19 protein-coding genes are annotated in these 18,732 nt (G+C 54.9%); 12 read left to right on the top strand and 7 right to left on the bottom strand.

Features of this window, described 5'->3' with window-relative positions; genetic code table 11:
• The first annotated feature begins 32 nt into the window (after positions 1–32).
• Both ACWHYZ_RS14350 and ACWHYZ_RS14345 read left to right on the top strand, forming a co-directional pair.
• Entirely contained in the window at positions 33–890 is an 858-nt protein-coding gene (locus tag ACWHYZ_RS14350) for a hypothetical protein (RefSeq protein ID WP_447983360.1), read from the top strand.
• A 169-nt stretch (positions 891–1,059) separates the two neighbouring features.
• The gene (locus ACWHYZ_RS14345; RefSeq protein ID WP_447983359.1) at positions 1,060–1,467 is read left to right on the top strand and encodes a DUF4359 domain-containing protein; all 408 of its coding nucleotides are present in this window, start codon (positions 1,060–1,062) and stop codon (positions 1,465–1,467) included.
• Here ACWHYZ_RS14345 and ACWHYZ_RS14340 read toward each other — a convergent pair.
• On the bottom strand, positions 1,464–2,108 hold the full coding sequence (locus tag ACWHYZ_RS14340) for a hypothetical protein (RefSeq protein WP_447983358.1): 645 nt from the start codon (positions 2,106–2,108) through the stop codon (positions 1,464–1,466). The genes ACWHYZ_RS14345 and ACWHYZ_RS14340 overlap by 4 nt on opposite strands.
• A gap of 265 nt (positions 2,109–2,373) precedes the next feature.
• Between ACWHYZ_RS14340 and ACWHYZ_RS14335 the strand changes: the two genes are divergently transcribed.
• The gene (locus tag ACWHYZ_RS14335) at positions 2,374–2,799 is read left to right on the top strand and encodes a CBS domain-containing protein (protein ID WP_447983357.1); all 426 of its coding nucleotides are present in this window, start codon (positions 2,374–2,376) and stop codon (positions 2,797–2,799) included.
• A 436-nt stretch (positions 2,800–3,235) separates the two neighbouring features.
• Here ACWHYZ_RS14335 and ACWHYZ_RS14330 read toward each other — a convergent pair whose 3' ends face one another.
• Positions 3,236–4,882 (bottom strand): alpha-keto acid decarboxylase family protein, encoded by a 1,647-nt coding sequence (locus tag ACWHYZ_RS14330; RefSeq protein ID WP_447983356.1) that lies wholly within the window; start codon positions 4,880–4,882, stop codon positions 3,236–3,238.
• A 164-nt stretch (positions 4,883–5,046) separates the two neighbouring features.
• Here ACWHYZ_RS14330 and ACWHYZ_RS14325 point away from each other — a divergent pair, with 164 nt between their 5' ends.
• Positions 5,047–7,026: an OPT family oligopeptide transporter gene (locus ACWHYZ_RS14325; protein WP_447983355.1), complete on the top strand. Its 1,980-nt coding sequence runs from the start codon at positions 5,047–5,049 to the stop codon at positions 7,024–7,026.
• A gap of 128 nt (positions 7,027–7,154) precedes the next feature.
• On the opposite strand, the gene ACWHYZ_RS14320 is transcribed toward ACWHYZ_RS14325, so the two are convergent.
• Both ACWHYZ_RS14320 and ACWHYZ_RS14315 read right to left on the bottom strand, forming a co-directional pair.
• The gene (locus ACWHYZ_RS14320) at positions 7,155–7,622 is read right to left on the bottom strand and encodes a helix-turn-helix domain-containing protein (RefSeq protein WP_447983354.1); all 468 of its coding nucleotides are present in this window, start codon (positions 7,620–7,622) and stop codon (positions 7,155–7,157) included.
• Between the two features lie 83 nt (positions 7,623–7,705).
• Positions 7,706–8,281 carry a hypothetical protein gene (locus ACWHYZ_RS14315; protein ID WP_447983353.1) on the bottom strand — a complete coding sequence of 192 codons (576 nt, stop codon included), beginning with the start codon at positions 8,279–8,281 and terminating at the stop codon, positions 7,706–7,708.
• A 221-nt stretch (positions 8,282–8,502) separates the two neighbouring features.
• Between ACWHYZ_RS14315 and ACWHYZ_RS14310 the strand changes: the two genes are divergently transcribed.
• Positions 8,503–9,303 carry a TrmH family RNA methyltransferase gene (locus ACWHYZ_RS14310; protein WP_447983352.1) on the top strand — a complete coding sequence of 267 codons (801 nt, stop codon included), beginning with the start codon at positions 8,503–8,505 and terminating at the stop codon, positions 9,301–9,303.
• Between the two features lie 171 nt (positions 9,304–9,474).
• Complete coding sequence (locus ACWHYZ_RS14305; RefSeq protein WP_447983351.1) at positions 9,475–11,367, top strand: ATP-binding protein; 1,893 nt, start codon at positions 9,475–9,477, stop codon at positions 11,365–11,367.
• 214 nt (positions 11,368–11,581) lie between these two features.
• Here ACWHYZ_RS14305 and ACWHYZ_RS14300 read toward each other — a convergent pair whose 3' ends face one another.
• The gene (locus ACWHYZ_RS14300) at positions 11,582–12,094 is read right to left on the bottom strand and encodes a hypothetical protein (RefSeq protein WP_447983350.1); all 513 of its coding nucleotides are present in this window, start codon (positions 12,092–12,094) and stop codon (positions 11,582–11,584) included.
• Positions 12,095–12,664: 570 nt separating this feature from the next.
• Here ACWHYZ_RS14300 and ACWHYZ_RS14295 point away from each other — a divergent pair.
• The 3 genes from ACWHYZ_RS14295 (at position 12,665) to ACWHYZ_RS14285 (ending at position 14,606) form a co-directional block, all read left to right on the top strand.
• Positions 12,665–13,339 (top strand): CHAP domain-containing protein, encoded by a 675-nt coding sequence (locus ACWHYZ_RS14295; RefSeq protein ID WP_447983349.1) that lies wholly within the window; start codon positions 12,665–12,667, stop codon positions 13,337–13,339.
• 566 nt (positions 13,340–13,905) lie between these two features.
• Complete coding sequence (locus ACWHYZ_RS14290) at positions 13,906–14,142, top strand: hypothetical protein (protein WP_447983348.1); 237 nt, start codon at positions 13,906–13,908, stop codon at positions 14,140–14,142.
• A 185-nt stretch (positions 14,143–14,327) separates the two neighbouring features.
• Positions 14,328–14,606, top strand: coding sequence for a LuxR C-terminal-related transcriptional regulator (locus ACWHYZ_RS14285; RefSeq protein ID WP_447983347.1), 279 nt, complete (start codon positions 14,328–14,330; stop codon positions 14,604–14,606).
• Positions 14,607–14,769: 163 nt separating this feature from the next.
• Here the strand turns inward: ACWHYZ_RS14285 and ACWHYZ_RS14280 are convergent, their stop codons facing one another.
• Together ACWHYZ_RS14280 and ACWHYZ_RS14275 are read right to left on the bottom strand one after the other, a co-directional pair.
• Positions 14,770–14,964: a hypothetical protein gene (locus tag ACWHYZ_RS14280; RefSeq protein ID WP_447983346.1), complete on the bottom strand. Its 195-nt coding sequence runs from the start codon at positions 14,962–14,964 to the stop codon at positions 14,770–14,772.
• Between the two features lie 143 nt (positions 14,965–15,107).
• Positions 15,108–15,497 carry a response regulator gene (locus ACWHYZ_RS14275; RefSeq protein ID WP_447983345.1) on the bottom strand — a complete coding sequence of 130 codons (390 nt, stop codon included), beginning with the start codon at positions 15,495–15,497 and terminating at the stop codon, positions 15,108–15,110.
• 299 nt (positions 15,498–15,796) lie between these two features.
• Between ACWHYZ_RS14275 and ACWHYZ_RS14270 the strand changes: the two genes are divergently transcribed.
• The 3 genes from ACWHYZ_RS14270 (at position 15,797) to ACWHYZ_RS14260 (ending at position 18,716) form a co-directional block, all read left to right on the top strand.
• Positions 15,797–17,359 carry a DUF748 domain-containing protein gene (locus tag ACWHYZ_RS14270; RefSeq protein ID WP_447983344.1) on the top strand — a complete coding sequence of 521 codons (1,563 nt, stop codon included), beginning with the start codon at positions 15,797–15,799 and terminating at the stop codon, positions 17,357–17,359.
• 177 nt (positions 17,360–17,536) lie between these two features.
• Entirely contained in the window at positions 17,537–18,043 is a 507-nt protein-coding gene (locus ACWHYZ_RS14265) for a hypothetical protein (RefSeq protein ID WP_447983343.1), read from the top strand.
• A 52-nt stretch (positions 18,044–18,095) separates the two neighbouring features.
• Positions 18,096–18,716 carry a response regulator gene (locus ACWHYZ_RS14260; protein WP_447983342.1) on the top strand — a complete coding sequence of 207 codons (621 nt, stop codon included), beginning with the start codon at positions 18,096–18,098 and terminating at the stop codon, positions 18,714–18,716.
• Positions 18,717–18,732 lie beyond the last annotated feature (16 nt).

Below are 18,732 nucleotides of genomic sequence, written 5' to 3'. Positions count from 1 at the left end.
GAGCGCTATACACTTAGGATACATTTTGCACCATGTATAAAATCAAAAAGAAGCCTACAAAGACTGAGAAGTCTCCGGTTCTGTACAACGTGATCGAAGACTATACCGAGTCCGATCCTCCGGGGAATGTCACGGTGTGCGCCATGACGGAGCCAGAGGATATCTCCGCACACGCGCGAATCCTCTCCGAGAGCTATGAGATTCCCTTGGATGTGATGACCCGGCTCCTCACGGACGGGGGGATCTATATCTATCCTCAGACAGGTCTCCTGGTGACGCAAGGCTTGTTCACGTGCAAGGTGGACCCTGCCGGCGTGAGCCCTAAACAAACGTGGGTCCTGGACGTCATGCAATATACGGAGGCGGAACAGCTCGTCCGGTCGTATGGGATCTCGCTGGAAGAGGCGAGTGCGAGAGTCTTTTACCGCACGTTGGCTTCCGAACTTCAGGAGAAACTCACTCACAACAAGCTGGGCATGGACGATCAGAAGCCGGGTCGGGGGAGTGTACGACGCGGAGACATTCGATACATCGACTTCCGAAAGGATTGGTCACCGCATTTCAAACGCCTGTGCATTATGCCGGACGGACGACTGGTCGAAACCGGTGGACCGGCGGATTTCGCCAGTGTTCACGGCATTACCGTCGCACAAGCCCGAAGCCTGATTGAACAGGGCGGCACCTTAGAAGTGAACGGTGGGGAAATCCTGGCATGTCAAATTGTCAATGGCCAGCCATCGGTGGCACGATTCAGCCGGTCACACTATGCCAAGGCGAAGGATCTTGTTGCGACGAAGCAACTCCATTTGATGGACGCGCTCAGCGAGGTCGCGCTCAATGACCCCCTCATGATGCGTGCACTGAAAAGGTTAGAGCAGACCGCCCGTTAGCCGTTCTTCGGCCGGGACGTGCAATTCTGTACGCTGTGCTTGGTCGCTAAGAATTTCCTGCCGGTCGTCTTTCCTTCTTATTCCCATTACTTCCCGATTCAAGGTGTAAAAGCCGCCAGGCATGTAAGTTGCTCCCCCTATTGGTGAGTTCTACGTATGGAGGGCGACCATGAGAAGCCGGTGGAGCACGTGGAGCACCGCTGGGCTTGTGATCTCCGCCGGGGCATTCATTGGCCTCGTGGCATCAAACCCGGAACTTCAGGATTATCAAAAGCAGGTGCTGGCGCCTGTCGCAGAAGAACGGCCAAGCGCGTCCGATGCCATGTTGACCTCCATTCTGCAATCAATTTCGATTCCCAGCTCTTCTGGCGGTACAAGTGACCCGGCACCCAGCGTCTTGACGGTCCTGACGGACCGTACCAGACGGGCGAACTACGGGATGTTCTCCGTTTATTCAACGGAGTTCGATTACTGCGAAGGCAATAGTGCGGTTCGAACTGTCGGGCGGTCGCTCGGGATTGCCGGGAAATTTTATATTTTGGACAAGGGCGAGTGCAGAAACCAGCACAACGGTTAATTCGAATTCGAGCGAAGGTCCTCGCTGAGCGTTTTGGTCAACGGCTTCGTTAACGGGCCAGCCAGTAAGCTTTCCTGAATCGCGTCTTCCCATTCTTGCTGCTTCTCACGATTAAGCCCGTGATTGCTCTCGGCATCGTATTGTACGTTCATGCGTGTGGCCACGGCGTTCAACAGGATCAACATCGCTTTCGGATCGCCTCCGTTCATGAGGGAAAGATTGGCTTCACGAGCCAGCATGCAACTAATGGTGTAATGCAGTTGCTCATGACGGAGCAGTTGCTGCGAGGAGCGCACCTTCAATGGATTCAACGTATAGGCAAAATCAGCGCGGACCCAGGACAACTTCGGATCGAACACGGCGAGAATGCGGGGCGGGGAATGCGCCTCCAGGTGAAACCGAACCGCGGTTTCCGCTGCGCGACGTCCTACCTCGGCTTTGGGACGGAAGTCTTCCCATGTCAGAAGGCGATCCGGCACACAGCTCGGCACATTCGGAGGATCCTGGGCCCATCGCATCGCCGAGGAGCATCCGCTGACGAGCAGACTTAGCAGCACCACGGCCCACAGCTTCGCTTGTTGCCATTTTTGCATTCCAGGTCGTTCGACCGCCTCTTCCTTGACTGCCAAGACATTTGCCATACGAAACCGGTGATTGTAGGCTCCTTTCCTACGGGACTCAACTACTCCATCATTATTGAAACGACGTCGAGCTTTTCTTATACTTAACGCCCCCTTCCCTTCGGACGCCTTTAGTAATGCTTTGGCTTCAAGGATGCTCACGTCCTCCGGATGACGACATGAGGTGCTGTGGCACGCTGATGGCAAATATGGCTGCGGCAAGGTACCGTGAGTGTCACATTTCTTTTGTTTGGTTGTTTAGTTTTTAACCAGTGGAGGAGGCACTATGGGAATGCCAGGGGTCCCCGCAGAGGGACTGAAAAGAATCGGTCAGATTACCCCGACCAATGGCGTCCGGTTCCGGTTCGATCAAGATGCAGCCGCCATCGGAGCTGACCTGGTGAGAGACCATACGACCGGCGCTCCGGTTGTCGATGGGGCCGGACGGATCGTCGGCTTCATCAGCGAGATCGACCTGCTGAGAGCCGTGCGAGGCGGTCATGATCTGCGGAAGCTGCGCGCGGAAGATATCATGACACGATGCCCCATTTCGGTCGATGAAAGTGCATCCATTGCCGATGCCATTGACGTGATGGATAGCTGTCATCTGCTGAATCTTCCTGTCCAGCAAGCGGGACAGGTGAGCTATTCCATTACCCGGCACGATTTGCTTCGGGCAACGATGGGACTTGGGCCGGGCATGGAAGCCTAGCCAACGTCCGTTCCTTTCTCAATCCCCCCTCCAAAAGATGCGGCGGCCGGCGGTATGACCGCGGCCGCCCGCGCACTGCCATCGGACCCGAAGTCGTTCACACTTCAGGTATACTTGGTTCGACCGCGCGAACTTTTCAACCAATGTATGGGTGATAGATGCGGCATGCTGCCGAGAGGATCTTCATCGGCTTTGCTTTCTCTTGCTGTGTTGCCATGGGCTGCCAGCGAGAAACTCCGAGCGAGAAAGTTGAACGGCCGACCGATAAAGCCGCCGCAGCTATCGAAGGAACTATTCATACTGCCATTGGGAAGGCGAAAGCCGTGGAAGGAACGCTACAAGGAGCGGCGGACAGAACTGAGAACCAAATTCTGAAAGCAGGCGAATAGGTTGAAATATTTCAAGGCTGGCTGCGAGCACAACTTCAGCAGCGACCTTACGGACCCTGAGTAGCGACTCGTTTAGCGAGACGATGGGCCAGACGCATCATGGCAGCGGACCGGTCGGCAGGATCCAACATAACATTCAGCACATGCATCCGCGTCTGGTCTGAAAACGCAGTCTTCAGAGCGTGGATTAAATCTTCATGCGTCGTGACCCGATGAGGCACGCCGCCTCCAACCAGATCGCAGATCCTTTCATAGTGCCATTCGTGCACATCATTAAATGGCCCGTCGAGAATCTCACGCTCGGTTGAATAACCGCGGTTATTCAAAATAATCACGATTGGGATTTGGCTGTAGCGCACGCAGGTGCTCAATTCCGAACCGGTCATTTGGAACGCGCCGTCTCCGACGAGAACGACCGGGCGTACGGCAGGATCCGCAAATCCGGCTCCGACCGCAGCCGGCACGGCAAATCCCATCGAGGTATAGTACGCAGGCGACATGAATTCGCTCCGTCGGCGCACGCGTAAATCGGCGCCTGCGAACAAGGACTCGCCGATATCAGCGATAACCAGGGTCTTCTCGTCCAACATTATTTCGAGCTGACTGAATAGTCCACGAAGGGTGGCCGGGGCATGAGCTGCCGGGACTTCCGGCAAGGCGGTGTCGAACATCGGCAGTGGTCGTGAAGGAAAGCGCGGCATCGGTGCGGCGATCAATGCGCGTACAAAATCCTCGAAATAAACCCCCTCATACCGATGGTGTTTAATCGTCACGGCATCCGCTGTAGCATGGACGGTCCGACCGGCGCGCATCACGGGTGACCGCGGATCGAGATCTTCGAGATCGGTGAGGATCGAGCCCAGCATGACGAGACAATCGGCCTCGTTGACGAAGTGCTGAACCTCATCGTGTCCGATCAATCCGCCATAGACGCCGACAAACAACGGGTGATCCTCCCGAATCACCGATTTCCCCAGGAGCGTCGAGGCGACGGGGATGTTCATACGCTCAATGAATTGTCCGAGATCCTCCTGCATCTGGAAACGATGCACTTCAGCACCTACCAAAAGAACGGGCCGTTCCACAGTCGCGAGCATTTCGCGCACTTCGGCCACTGCTTCAGATAGGGCGGCCGGGTCGCTTTTGTCCGGCGTCAACAAAGGCCGTGACGCTGCCCTATGAATGGGCGCATGGACAAGATCGCGAGGGATTTCCAGATAGATGGGACGCTTGTAGTGGAGCAGCGCCGCTAAGGCACGATCCATCTCCCGTTCGGCCGTCAATGGATCGTCCAAGATAACGGAGGCCACCGTGACCTTTTCAAAGACTTCCTGTTGTGTCGTGAAGTCGCGGACCATATGGTGCAGGAGGGGATTGCGTACGCGTTCAGAAAGGCCGGGCGAGCCCGACAGGAGCACTACGGGGGAGCGCTCGGCATAGGCGCACGCCACTGCATTGACGACATTCAGGCCGCCGACACAATAGGTCACGCACGCGCCGCCGATTCCGTTGATCCGCGCGTAGGCGTCCGCCGCATAGCCGGCACAATCTTCTCTGGTCGTGCCGACGTGTTGAATGGGCGACTGCTCGATGAGTTGGTACAGGCTGAGGACGTAATCACCGGGGATGCCGAAAATGTGGCGCAGGCCGAGTTTATACAACCTGTCCAGTAACGTTGATCCGATTGTCTCCATACCGCTTCGCCCCTCCTCGAGAAAAACTGTATCCTGAGCCTGGGTGAAAGTCCAGGTGAGAGAAAAGGGATGATTTTGGTGCACTATCCATGCATAGTATGCGCGCCACGCGAGATGAGAATCCGGCATGGTCACCGACTGGTTCAACATTGTGATCGGCGTCGATGAAGGATAACCGTGGTCCTGTTGTCCCCGCCGGCGTGACCCTGCCGGAAATCACCGTCAAAGCCGTCATCCTGTCCATCGTTCTGGCCGGAATCCTCGCCGCAGCGAACGCCTATCTTGGCCTCTTTGCCGGCATGACCGTGTCTGCTTCTATTCCAGCAGCGGTCGCCTCGATGGCGATTCTACGCCTCTTTCGACGCTCCAATATTCTGGAAAATAATATCGTCCAGACGGCGGCCTCCTCGGGGGAAGCGCTGGCGGCCGGAGTCATCTTCACCATTCCAGCGCTTCTCCTCGTCGGATATTGGTCTGAGTTTCATTATTGGCAGACGACTGTCATTGCCGCCATCGGCGGACTGCTCGGCGTGCTCTTCACAATCCCATTGCGGCGCGCCTTGATTGTGACGGCCGCATTGCGATTTCCCGAAGGTGTGGCGACTGCGGAGGTGTTGAAAGTAGGGTCAGAAAGCGGACAATGGGGGACCCAGGCAGGATCCCATGGTGCCGACACAACGGGCGATTTTCGGACATTGATCCTGGGAGCCTTCGTGGGAGCAGCGGTGAAGTTCGGCGAGAGCGGGATGCGGCTCTGGTCCGAATCCATAGAAGGCGCAGGCCAGATAGGACGATCCATTATCTACGGCGGTCTCAATCTCTCACCGGCGCTTCTCGCGGTCGGATGCATTATTGGACTGCCTACCTCCATGGTCGTCTTCCTGGGTGGCGTGTTGGGCTGGATCGTCCTTTTGCCGATCTACGCCATGATCAATAGCGTCCCGGACAGTGTGACGGCCCTTGCCGCCGCCAAAAGTATCTGGAGCAACCAAATTCGGTATATCGGTATTGGAGCCATGCTGACCGGAGGGCTGTGGACCTTGACCAAACTCAGCCGGCCCGTGGTAGACAGTGTGCTCGCGTTGAAACACAGTTACCGAGCCTCATCGGCTTCCGGGGTCGATCATGCAGTGCGCACGGAACGCGATGCGTCGATCGTGTGGCTGGTGGTGCCCTTCGTTGTCTCGCTTGTGCCTATGGCATGGATCTATGTGACCGTTGTGCAGAGCTTGAGTGTCGGCCTGATCATGACGGGCATTATGGTCGTCGCGGCCTTTCTCTTCTCGTCCGTTGCCGCCTATATGGCAGGACTCGTCGGGAGTTCCAGCAATCCCATCTCGGGCGTCACGATTGCGACGATCATGCTCGCCTCGTTGCTGCTGGTACTGCTTGTCGGCCAAGGGCATCCGAGGGGACCGGCTGCGGCACTTATCATCGGCGCCGTCGTCTGTTGTGCCGCCGCAATGGGCGGGGATAACTTACAGGACTTGAAGACGGGCCATCTCGTAGGCTCCACTCCATGGAAGCAGCAAGTCATGCAGGTCATTGGTGTACTGACCGGCGCGGTCGTCATTGTACCGGTCCTGACCCTCTTACAAGCGAAGTATGGTATCGGAGAGGTGTCGGCTGCGCATCCTCACCCGATGAGCGCCCCGCAAGCGACGCTCATGGCGAGTCTCACGCAAAGCGTGTTCGGGGCTGGATTGCCGTGGACGTTAGTCGCGCTTGGTGTCGTGATTGGCATCGTCGTGATTCTCCTGGACCGCCGGCAGGAGGCGCGAGGCGCCGCATTTCGTGTGCCAGTGCTCGGCGTCGCGCTCGGCATCTATTTGCCACTGAAACTGTCTGCTGCGATATTTATCGGCGGACTCATCGCCGCCCTGGTTCAACGAAAGAGGTTGCAAGGGGATCAGCTTCCACGCCGTGGACTCTTATGTGCAGCGGGATTGATCACGGGGGAGGCGCTTATGGGAATTCTCCTTGCCCTCCCCATCGCGCTCAGCGGCCTGTGGCCTTCAATGAAGGCAGACCCATTCAAGGTGTTCGAGACTCCACCGGTCGCAGGCTGGCCGGGCCTGATTGTCGTTGCGATTGTTGCTGCGATGCTTTATCGAACCGCATCCTCCAACTCATCTCGCGCCTAAGGGCCACGACTGTTCAAAAGGTCTTCCAGCGAGGCCGCAGCCGAGAGAAAACTGAAGGCGTAGCCTCTGGGCTACGTTGATGATTTGTTCGAGGTGAGAACGAGGTGGCGACGTTTTTCAACAGCGCGTCAGTCGCTGGGTGGTTCGAAATGACCCGGCGGCCGACTCTGCCATGGCACCGTGGCCTGTCTAGCTTGCTTGACCAAGCTTCGAAGACTGACTTCCGCGGCTCGAATGAGTTTGGGATCACCGGCTTGTAGAAGTCTGGTTAACAGCACGTAGAGTTCACGATCATGATGAGCCGAGACCAGAATACGCTCAATGACAGGATCGATGCTTTCGAGCGAGGGGGGGTCGGATGCCTCTCCGTCAGGATCGGCAGCCAGTAATTCCAGCTGTTTCGGATCGCCGTGCAACCATGAGGACGGCACGCCGAGTGCGGATGCCACCGCTTCCATCGTCGAAAGCGTAATGTCCAATTGCCCTGTTTCAATGGCTTCCAGCGAGTCAACTGCCAGTCCGGCCTTTGTCGCTAATGCTGTGATGGAGTGCCCGCGGGATATGCGCCAAGCCTGGATATTCGAACCAATCGGCATGAACCGATGATAGCGAATCCGGGTATCAGAGGCAATCCTGTCAGGCGGAGTGACAAGCGGGAAACGTAGACACGGTGCGTTGTCTAGGAGGAGGGGTATGCTCCCGAGCAAAGCCTACCGGCAATCGCATCGACTTTTTTCAAACCGAGGTTCGTAAGCCGATATCTACCACCCTTGCCCCTCCCGGATCGAAGGACGGAGTAATCCTTGGTATAGATCGTCAGGATTCTGTCCAACCGCTTCACCGGGCATCCGGACTGCTTCAGTGCTTCCGTTAATACTGTGACGGGAACATCCTCCTCATTCCGCAATCGTTTATGCCCGAGGAGCAGGAGGAGCACCGCGTCAGCTTCCGGATACTCGCCGCGGGGAGGTTGGCGTAGCGATAGAAGTTGAGTGTGAGGAGAAACCTCAAATAGCTTGGCCAGATCCTCTCTGTGGCCACCAGCTTCAGTATGCATGGCTTGCGGCGCAACCTGGCGAAGATGACGCTCGGGGTCCGGGTGATCGACGTGTCGCTCAGATGCCGGACCAGCCCCTTGTATCATGAGGCGAAACGCCTCAAACTGTCGGCTCACAAGGTCCGACTGACCCTCGGCCTCAAATTCTTGTCCGTCAATCTTCACCCTAAGCTTGAAGGTCCCTTGAGGTTTGCTCATCCTGACGCAACTATGCCGTAAAATAACCGACCTTGGCAATACCACACAAAATAGCGGCACGGCCGAAAAATGCACCGTCGCCCAGTGTGGCTACGGTTTTTAAGATCCCAGGCGGGCAATACTCCTTGTGGATATCTGTTGATTGCGACGGTAATGTCATTTCGATGAATATAACGTCAACATTATGTCAGTAGAGGTTAAGCTGTGGATAACGGTGGATTATGCATAAATTAGTGGCCGCGAAGGCGGCCTTGATCCGCGATCTTGTCCGGCACAAGAAAAGCAGAGATGCAGAGCGCCTCTTTATTGTAGAAGGCCCCAAGCCTATTGAAGAGCTGCTTACAACTCACGCTGCTTATTTTCAGGCTCTCGTGGTGACTGAGACGAGTTTGGCCACGGCGGATCGGTCATTGGTAGACGCTATCCAGCAAAGTGGCTGTCCGGTCTATGTGTGTCAGGAACGGGTTTTAGCCACGCTGTCGGATCTCACGACGCCGTCGGGAATGCTTGCGGTTGTCCGACAACCAGTTTGGGATCCGCAGGCGGTCTTTCGGCACTCGCAGCTCCTCGGATTGTATGGCGAGTGCTTGCAGGATCCTGCCAATGTGGGTCCTATCATTCGCACGGCGGTCGCCTTCGGGCTCAACGCCGTCTGGCTTTCATCCGACTCCGTCGATGTCTTCAATCCAAAAGTTGTAAGGGCAAGCGCTGGAGCGCTGCTTAAGTTGCCGATCTTTTATATTTCGGACGTGGCGCTATTCGGGTCGGTCGATTGTGCGATCCTCGCGGCTGAAGTTCCAAGTCGGCGATCGTGTCGCGTCCAAGACATTTCAACGCTCCCGCGTCGCACAGTGGTCGCATTCGGCAATGAAGGTCGTGGCCTCTCGACCTCCACGCTTCAACATGCCTGGCTCAGATTCCATATCCCGATATGTCAGGAGACGGAATCGTTAAATGTCGCAGCAGCGGCTGCCATTGCCACATTTTATTTGAGCGCACTGCCACATGACCTGCCTGAATGATAGTGAAAGGCGACCGTTCAGCATTCCGGGGTTGCCGTCCCAATCCGCTCTAATCCTACGCGAATAGACCGCATAGCGTAGGACTACAACGGCGATGGGGCCATTTTATTGCTGGATTGCTTCAACCAACTGTCTTACACTTTGTTTTCCTACATGACAGTGGTGATTCGTATGGAGAAGCTTCACTTGGTTTCCTTGGCGCGCCGGTGCTGCACGTTCATTGTGCATCGCCCCTTTATCAGTCTCTTCGCTGATCCCTTTCGCCGCATCTCCCTTCTTTTAATTGGGCTCGTGATCAGCGCCGGCGTGATTGGAATGCTGGTCTTGCAATTCGTTAAAGGCGCCTTCATCGAGAGGGCAGGCCATACGCTCGAATTGGCGGCCGCAGACGCGGCCGATAAATTGGATCGGCTCATGTTCGAGCGGTATGGCGATATCCAAATGATGGCGCATGCCATGGCATCGGAAACACAGAATCGCACATATGTCTCCACGTACCTGACTCGTATGCGGCAAGTCTATCCACTCTATATCTGGCTTGCGGTGACAGATGCTGAAGGCAATATCATTGCTTCCACCGACTCCAGGTGGGTCGGCCGATCCCAAGCCTCCAGCAAGTGGTTCGAGACTGTCCGCGCTCAGCGCAGTATTATAGTTCAAGGGGCACAATCGTATGCGGAAACGGGTGGCCTTCAAGCCGTTTCTTTTTCGGCGCCCCTCATAGATGCCGATGAAAAATTTCAGGGCGTCGTAACCTCATTAGTCAGGCTGCCTGTGCTGGCCGACCTGTTTCAACAAGCGCAACAGGTGTTCCAGATGCAGGTCGGACCGTTCACGCAGCCGGAATACCTCGTTGTGACACAGGAGGGAGAGGCACTCATTGATCCCTCCTTACGTGAAGGCAACATGAGGGACCTATCCGCATTGGTTTCCGTCGTGCGGCTCAGGGAGACGGAGAATTCGGGTTACGTTGAAGAACGGACCCTGCCGCGGCATCGAGAGGTGATTACAGGATATGCCCCAACGAAAGGCTACGGCTCGTTCACCGGACTCTCATGGGGAGTGTTGGTTCGAGTCAATAAGGAAGATGTCCTCGCGCCCATCACCAAGATCACCGGCAAGATAGCCCTCGCAGGCCTCGCTATCGTGCTACCGGCATTGACATTTTTATTTTGGACGACCCTGAGGCTTCAAAGAGAACACATGAAGCTGCGTGAAAGCGATGAAGCGCTTCGTCGGGCGCAGTCGGAGTTGGAACAACGAGTCCAGGAGCGCACGGTCGAACTTGAAGCGAAACAAGCGCAACTGGTCCAAAGTGCCAAATTGGCCAGTTTGGGTGAGCTGGCCTCCGGCATTGCGCATGAGCTCAATAATCCACTGAACAATATCGGATTATTTGCCGGGAATGCAGAAGAGTCTCTGACCAGCGGACAAGTCAACCCCACACGGCTGAGGGATAGCCTTGTCCACATTCAAGACCAGGTGCGCCGGGCGGCCGGCATTATAAACCATATCCGAACCTTTGCCCGGACGGCTCCCCTCAGCCATGAAGACCTCTCTATTAATGACGTGCTCCATCAATCTGTATCGCTAATGATGGAGCAGTTACGGCTGCACAATGTTAGCGTCGTGTTCCACTTTGACGAGAGGCAGCCGCTCGTGCAGGGAAATAAGATCCAACTGGAGCAGATCTTCGTGAATCTGTTGGCCAATGCGCGTGATGCGATGCAATCGCGCGACAAGAGAGTTGTCACGATCGCTACTCGCATGGTTGACGACCGGACGGTACGCGTAGAAATCAGCGATACAGGTTCGGGCATTGCTCCATCAGTATTGCCGCGTATTTTTGATCCATTCTTTACGACGAAACCAGTCGGGTACGGGACGGGTCTGGGGCTCTCCATCACATACGGCATTGTGAAAGAGCATCGAGGCACGATTGATGTGAGAAGTTCTGAAGATGCCGGCACGACGTTTATCCTGCACTTTCCTGTCTCAACTTACGTCAATGAGAGGGAGCTCGCATTGAGGAATGCCTCGAAGAGGGAACCCGCCCAGGCTTAAGGTGAGGAATGCCCACTGACCTCACTTACCATTGCCAACAGGTCCTCACATACCAACAGCACCCGCTGCTGTTCGTCGGATCCCGGAGTAAATATTCCATCACGGAAGGCGTGGGATTGAGCCCGCCTACGCAGTAAGCATTGTCTTAACCGCAGGCTTGGCGTCACAGGTTGCGCTGGCTTTCAGATGGGCGAATGAAGTGCCGAGAGCTACGTCAGTGGTATGGATGGATATCGATAACCATGTTGTCTTCATCGAGCTCTACCCGGACCGGCTTGCCTTCTTTGAGGACCGACAATTTGCTTCCCGCCAGACTATCTACGGCGAAACTCTTCGTCCCTTCATTAGTCGACAGCTCAATCACGCCCCAAAAGGGGTCCGCATAGCTCAGATTACCGGTCATGAGACTATGTCCTGCCGGCATCATGCCTGTTTTGTGGATATCCAACAGGATGTTGCTTTCATCGACTGTTACCGTGACCTTATCCCCTACGTGTGGATCCTCTAGTCCCATCCGTTCAGCCTTCTGGAGGCTTATGGCTCGATGCTGCAACCCGGCAGCGGGCTGTAAAAATATCAGACCGGACTGGATTCTCGACACAACCGTCGTCAGCTCTTTATGCGTGGTAGGCCCGGCCTGATCCGGCTCATGTGCGCCAGCCCCGACCACTAGGAAAAGAACGCTCGCGCATGCCGACAACGTGCTGGAGTACCACTGATGACGCATAAGGCACCTCTTATTCGTGCTGCCGTGATTGTTCCTGCCGTCGCACAAGGGAAGTGAGCCAGTGATCTCGGCTCCGACAAAGTAAGGCAAGTCGTGCTGAAACGGAAACTCCCCGAACGGAGGAACTTCTATAACCCTTTCGGGTGAGACGCGGAATGGCTTGCGCTTACGTATAGAGCCTTGAAGGCGCCTGGACGTATGGCTTCAGATCGTCGGGATGAACCAGAGGTCAAACTTTCAACAGATCTTCAAAATTGGCGTGCAGGCTCGACAAGGAGATGGAATGAGTTGCTCTCTGTGCTGAACGCGATGTCGTTTAATAAAATTCGCAAGCAGATCGTCGGAAGACAACAGAGTGGGCCTTTTTGGGGTACCTGAAGATCCGGGTCGGGAAAGATCCGCAGGATATGGCCCAACTCGGTCTGTTTCATTGAGAGACGGGTCTTTACATCTGGTGGACAATGCGCTTGAACTCAGCAGGACTTGCCAGCGTGGGCGAGGGTTCAAAGCCCTGTCTCTACTGAAATGATCCCCTTTTGCTTTACCATTGTTCGTCTATAATAGACTGGGATGAAGGCACGCAACGTTCTCTCGCTCTCGATGGCGCTGGTAGTCGCTCTGATGGCCGGGTGTGCGGGACGCGATTATGGAATTACCCCACGAGACCACACTGTCTCATTCAATTGTTGCCGCCTGCAGCCAGGCACTGAGAAACAACAGGCCATCGCGCACACGGCGTCCCGGCTGGTGGGGGCCCGAACGATTCAAGCAGGAAACCGGTTCATTTCTTATGACTGTGCGGGAGTGACCCGAGCCATCTACCTCACTCAGGGGATCGACCTCTACGAGGGGGGCAACCTGAAGGCATATGCTAACGGCGTCCGGTTAATCTATGAGCGCGTACGAGCGTATGGACGGATCCATCATGGTCCGACTGTTCGTCCAGGCGATCTGGTGTTTTTCGATAATACGTGGGACTTCAATGGTGACGGTATCCTGAATGATCCTCTAACCCATGTCGGCATCGTGGAAGCCGTGGAACAGGATGGCACGGTTGTGTTTATTAGTCGTGTATCGAATGCGATTGAACGCTACCGGATGAATCTGCGAGCGCCGAATGTGACGCGCGCCTCCGATGGCCGGCTGCTGAACGATTACTTGCGCCGAAAGAAACTCGCAGATCCGCTGTCGACGGGATATTTGACTGGTCAGTTGTTTGCCGGATTCGGTACGCTAGATAAGTGACGACTGTGCCATACCCTCTCGTCCGATCTGTTTGTCATCCGTCGGCTTGTGACTTGCCGATGGGGGCAGCAGGAGATCGGCAAACCTTCAGATCCGCGGTTTCCGACAGTCTGATCGACTATTACTCACGGGCTTAATCGAACGGAAGTCTGCAGATCGGGGCACAAACATGGTACGGGTATTCCACGCTTGATCAGTTGCATAGGAGAATTAATCTTCATGCCACAGGCAGAATCGGTGACAGCCGTCGCCCTCGGCGTTCATACTATCGACTGGGTCGAGTGCTCGGGGTTGGGAAGGGCCTTCTTCCATCCTCAGGGATCATCGCAGAATCGGCTTCGGTGTCCCGGTCGGCGGCAAAGAACTCTGAGAGACATCTTGTTGGCTCGGGTTCTTCCAGTTTCTTATCCTGGCCGTCAGTTGAGGGACACGGCATCAGCCAATTGGATTCCTACCTGTCGGTCCGGTTCTTTATCAGGCAGGTAGCGGCTTGCCCCGATGAATATGCTTGTGTTACGGGCGTCCATTCGGTAGGATGCACGACTATTTCGATGAAGGAGGATGGCATGAAGCAGCTCAAGCGCCATGCGAAGGGGCATGTGGATTTAACGCAGGAAGAAGAAGAAGAACTCCGGCGCAAGTTGTTGAAGAAAGCGCGGAACGGCGATGGGAAAGCCCAAGCCGAGCTGATGGCATCGTATGGAGTCCGAGTCTATTCGGAAGCGGAACGCGCGTCCTTAGTCCATTACACGGCGCCGAAGAGTCCGCGAAATAGGAGCACAAAAGCCGCTCGAAAGAAGTAATGGCATCAGCGGCGAAGCAGTCCGGGCTTCATTGCCCGCCTGCCGGTTCTGTCCCGCCTCATGGTTTGTCGTCATACCCCGTTGGTCCTACATCAGATTCAGTGTCTTGCGGACAGGCAACCCAACGCGCATTCGCTACGTTACTAAACCTAAGTACCGCTATCACACTCAAGGAGGAGGATCGTATGAGTCGGATCGTCAAAGGAAAAGTCGGGAATCAGCGTTCCGGTCCGGCGCTGACACCAAGGCAGCAACAAATCTTGAAATTGATCACTGACGGATATACCAGCCGCGAAATCGGCAAGCAGTTGAAGATTAGCGTTCAAACGGTGGAAGTCCATCGCTTTAATCTCATGCGACGGCTTGAAGTGCGCAATGTCGCTCAACTAATCCGCCAGGCCCTGGTCCTCAAATATCTCCCTAAGTCGTACCCACAACGAACGATGACGCCGGCTCATTCATAGGGTAAGTGTCCGAACACTGTGGAGAGGTGCGAGAGTGGCTGAATCGAGTGGGGAGTCATCTCCGCTGTCCGGGAAACCGGACCGGACGTTCGAATCGTCCCCTCTCCGCCAGTGAAGTGTGTACCGTGGATCAGGCTGGACGGAAATTCTCGTCCCGCAGATTCTATTTGGCGCGGATCAGAAATAAACTGATGTGAATGATGACCAGCGTGTACAGCATTTCAAATGAGGCAGGTAGTTTCCGGCCAAGGAGCGCTTCTTCGTAGAACAGAGGAACAAGACCAAAGCACAGAATGAGTGCACTCAGCAAGCTGGGCCGACGCAGGCCTTTGATCCAGCGGATTACCGCGGCTTTCATGTCGCGACACCTCGTGCCTATCAGTACGTAAACAGCCGACAGTGTAGAAAATTACCAGTTCAAATGCAATGAGACGAAGGTAGAGTTATCACTAAGAATTATAATGATATCGGGGTCGTCAGCAAGTGAGTAGGGTAGGCGATTTAGGCGATGGTTGGTGTTGAACTGAGGAATCGATTGACGACCTCGCGGAGCTGTTTAGTTCGGATAGGTTTTTCAAGGAAGAGCGTCGCGCCTGCCGCGATCGTAGCGTCGCGGACAGAGTGCCCGCCTAGACCGGTGATAACAATAATAGGACAGAGCACGTCTGCCCCGCGAAGATTGGCCACAAACTCAATGCCACCCCCCGGCATGTGGAGATCGGTGAGAATGAGAGAAAATGAGCGTTTGCCCAATTCCTCGAACGCTTCGTAAGGATTCCCGGCCACAATAAGAACGGCACCGACAGGCGACAGTGCATCGACATACAATTCACGTGTCTCCTCATCATTTTCGACAATCAAGATAACGGGATCCGTTGGACCGTGTGCCATACTGCAAACCTGCCGTGAGTAACGCGTTCAGCTTGCCACAGTGTAGCTCATTTTCTTTTTTTTGATGTCGGACGGGCGCGACAGGATCGCACCGGTGCTTGAAGAAGGATAGAGCTGAGTGGACTTCTCGTCATAAGTCTTAATCGTCCGGGGATCCTAGTAAGGGGCGTTTTGCCGCATAATCCTACATTTGAATTTCCGTCCGGACGACAATCTCTCGCTCTGCTGTAGAATGTTATAGGGGCCGCCGTTGAGCGCCCGTGCTTCTCTCCCTCGGCGGATGAAAGAAGAGTATCGGCATGTACACGACCTTACGGAGGACGATCGGCATCCTGATCGTCTTTGGTGTGGTCCTCGGTGTCGTCGTCGCATTTCTCGATGAACCCCTCCGCATCTACGCCGAACGTGCGTTCAATCAACGCGTGAACGGGTATACGCTAACCATCGGAGAGTTAGATTTTCACCCTCTTGGGCTCTCGGTTGATTTCAAGAATGTCCGGTTAATTCAGAACGAGCATCCCGACCAGCCCGTGGTCGACCTACCACGATGGCATGCCAGTATTCATTGGGGCGCATTGCTCCATGGGCATCTGGTCAGCGATCATCGATTCGAGCACCCGGTGATGAAGATCACTCGTCCACAGATGAAAACCGAGGCAGAGGATGAGATGCGTTTGGAGAATCGCGGCTGGCAGGAGGCCGTGCTGGCAGTCTACCCGTTCAAACTGAACATCTTCACGATGAGTGACGCCGATATCACCTATTGGGACAATCCTCGATCTAAACCATTGCATCTCGACAAACTGAACGTGCAAGCGGAAAACATTCGTAATGTTCAATTCAATGATCGCACCTATCCTTCGACGATTCATCTTGATGGCCGACTCTTCGATTCGGGTCGTATCACGATGGACGGGGCGGCGAATTTTTTGGCTGAGCCGCATCTTGGATTGAACGTGGATCTCGCCCTTGACCAAATTCGACTGGAAGATGTCCTGCCGATTACCGGTCGCGTGAATGTCCAATTAAGACAAGGTGTGCTTTCAACTAAAGGGCATGTCGAATATTCAGCCATGATCAAGCAGGCGATACTGAGCAATCTCCTATTAGAGGGCGTCCGCGTGGATTATGTTCATTCCGCTCAAACCAAGGAAGCGGAAAAGAATATGGCGAAGACCACTGCCGAAACGGCACAAAAGCTGAGCAATCACTCGGAATGGCTGCTTCGTGTTGATCAGGCGAAAATCCTCGATAGCGAGCTGGGCTTCGTCAATGAAGCCGTCACCCCGCACTATCGCGTGTACTTGACTGAGGCCAATATCGGTTTGGAGAACTTCAGCAATCAACTTACGCAGGGAACGGCGTACGTCAAAGTAACCGGAAAGTTCATGGGATCAGGCCTCACCCAAATGAGTGGCACATTCAGGCCGGAGAGAGACTTCCCGGATTTCAATCTGAAGATCCGCATGGTGAAGACCAAGATGCGATCCCTCAACGATGTCTTTCGGGCATATGGAAACTTCGACGTCGTCGAGGGCGTATTCTCGTTCTTCACGGAGTTGAGCGTCAAAAATGGAACGATCCATGGGTACGCCAAGCCTTTGTTTAAAGAGGTCGATGTGTATGACACCGAGCAGGATCAGGATAAAGCCCTTGTTCAACAACTTTATGAGGGCGTCGTCGGCGGTACCATGACGGTGCTTGAAAATAGGCTACGCAGTGAAGTGGCAACGACAGGGGAACTCTCAGGGCCGGTCACAAGTCCTACGATGAGCACATGGCAAGTGGTGACCAAGCTGATCCAAAACGCCTTCTTTAAGGCCATCCTGCCGGGTTTTGAAAGAGAGGCAAAAGCACGATAGCCTCCACCTTACCATTGCTGATCTTTTTTCGCTGATCCGAACTCACCATGCTCCGTCGTCCCCATGGTAACGCCGTCCTACGAGGCGGTGCGTCGATGACCTATTTTTGTATTAGGTGAAACTATATAGATTGTCTCCTGCGATCCCCTGGTAGGCGTCCCCACAAAGGAGGACATTGTGCTTCGTCTAACTCCTCGTGTTGTACATATCCCGGTAGCGAGTCCTGCAGTAGCATGGGCACGTTTCAGAATAGCGGCACTGGCTCTCTGTGTAGCCGCGCTGTTCGTGTCCGGTTGCGCCGACCCAAATCCGATCTGGAAGAAATTAGACGAGGCGACGCTTCCACTTCAAGTCAATGCACTGGTGACGGGGCATCGGAATGTTCTAAGCAGACAACAGACGCTCACGTATGAAGGCTGGCGTGTCAGCTTCGGTCCAGAGTTACCCATGGCCACGGCGAGCGTGAACTGCACCTGGCAATTGCGGTGTGACGTCCAGATTAAGCATTTGCAATGCGCGACGGTCGGGGGACAAGAGGAGTGTTCCCTACATCTGGATACGCTTGACGAAGCGTGCGAACTCTTGGTCGAACAAACTGGGAAAAAGGTCGGCATTGACTGTCCGGTCGATATTGTGTTTGACGGGGATGACGCCGAGCTCAGTGCGATGAGAATCCGGTACTGACGCCGCGTTCGTCCCGCTTGTCGAGAATGGACGTAACATTTGGAGGAGTCGTATGTTTAGGCTGTTTCTTGCTGACGACCACGCCATTATTCGTCAAGGTATTAAACGGGCGCTGACAGATATGACGGTGGTCGGCGAAGCCAGTACGGCGGAAGAGTTGCTCAAAGGCTTGCCTAAGCATCTTTGTGACGTGCTCCTCCTCGACTTGGCGTTACCTGGTGAGAGCGGTGTTCGTCTCATTCCCAAGATTAAAGCACTCTATCCGCGTGTGCGGATTATTGTCTTCTCCATGTTCAGCGAACCGGAATATGCGCGGCATGCATTGGAGGCGGGGGCGGCCGGTTATGTGCTCAAAACCGCGTCTATGCAAGAGTTGCGTGATGCGATTCGGCAAGTCCTGGCCGGACACAGCTATCTCAGCCGGCCTTTTGACGAACACGAGATCAGCGAGCCTCGACCGGCGATCAAGCGCTTGTCGCCACGCGAAGAGCAGATCATGCACCTGATCGGAGCCGGCAAACCGATGCGAGATATTGCCGAATCTTTGGCCTTGAGTCCTAAAACCGTCGCCACGCATCGCGCCCGCATACTTGAAAAGCTGCAGCTTAAATCGAGCTCGGATTTACTTCGTTACGCCGTCTACCATGGATTGAAAGGATCGGCGACCAAATAAAAAGCCGTTTTCTGTA

Source organism: Nitrospira sp. Nam74 (genome assembly GCF_965152615.1).
Note: the sequence above shows the minus strand (reverse complement) of the source record. Positions and strands in the feature narration are given on the sequence as shown.

Coding starts and splice junctions, on each gene's coding strand:
- ACWHYZ_RS14350 (WP_447983360.1), top strand. CDS start 33: ATGTATAAAATCAAAAAGAAGCCTACAAAGACTGAGAAGTCTCCGGTT.
- ACWHYZ_RS14345 (WP_447983359.1), top strand. CDS start 1,060: ATGAGAAGCCGGTGGAGCACGTGGAGCACCGCTGGGCTTGTGATCTCC.
- ACWHYZ_RS14340 (WP_447983358.1), bottom strand. CDS start 2,108: ATGGCAAATGTCTTGGCAGTCAAGGAAGAGGCGGTCGAACGACCTGGA.
- ACWHYZ_RS14335 (WP_447983357.1), top strand. CDS start 2,374: ATGGGAATGCCAGGGGTCCCCGCAGAGGGACTGAAAAGAATCGGTCAG.
- ACWHYZ_RS14330 (WP_447983356.1), bottom strand. CDS start 4,882: ATGGAGACAATCGGATCAACGTTACTGGACAGGTTGTATAAACTCGGC.
- ACWHYZ_RS14325 (WP_447983355.1), top strand. CDS start 5,047: ATGAAGGATAACCGTGGTCCTGTTGTCCCCGCCGGCGTGACCCTGCCG.
- ACWHYZ_RS14320 (WP_447983354.1), bottom strand. CDS start 7,622: ATGCCGATTGGTTCGAATATCCAGGCTTGGCGCATATCCCGCGGGCAC.
- ACWHYZ_RS14315 (WP_447983353.1), bottom strand. CDS start 8,281: ATGAGCAAACCTCAAGGGACCTTCAAGCTTAGGGTGAAGATTGACGGA.
- ACWHYZ_RS14310 (WP_447983352.1), top strand. CDS start 8,503: ATGCATAAATTAGTGGCCGCGAAGGCGGCCTTGATCCGCGATCTTGTC.
- ACWHYZ_RS14305 (WP_447983351.1), top strand. CDS start 9,475: ATGGAGAAGCTTCACTTGGTTTCCTTGGCGCGCCGGTGCTGCACGTTC.
- ACWHYZ_RS14300 (WP_447983350.1), bottom strand. CDS start 12,094: ATGCGTCATCAGTGGTACTCCAGCACGTTGTCGGCATGCGCGAGCGTT.
- ACWHYZ_RS14295 (WP_447983349.1), top strand. CDS start 12,665: ATGAAGGCACGCAACGTTCTCTCGCTCTCGATGGCGCTGGTAGTCGCT.
- ACWHYZ_RS14290 (WP_447983348.1), top strand. CDS start 13,906: ATGAAGCAGCTCAAGCGCCATGCGAAGGGGCATGTGGATTTAACGCAG.
- ACWHYZ_RS14285 (WP_447983347.1), top strand. CDS start 14,328: ATGAGTCGGATCGTCAAAGGAAAAGTCGGGAATCAGCGTTCCGGTCCG.
- ACWHYZ_RS14280 (WP_447983346.1), bottom strand. CDS start 14,964: ATGAAAGCCGCGGTAATCCGCTGGATCAAAGGCCTGCGTCGGCCCAGC.
- ACWHYZ_RS14275 (WP_447983345.1), bottom strand. CDS start 15,497: ATGGCACACGGTCCAACGGATCCCGTTATCTTGATTGTCGAAAATGAT.
- ACWHYZ_RS14270 (WP_447983344.1), top strand. CDS start 15,797: ATGTACACGACCTTACGGAGGACGATCGGCATCCTGATCGTCTTTGGT.
- ACWHYZ_RS14260 (WP_447983342.1), top strand. CDS start 18,096: ATGTTTAGGCTGTTTCTTGCTGACGACCACGCCATTATTCGTCAAGGT.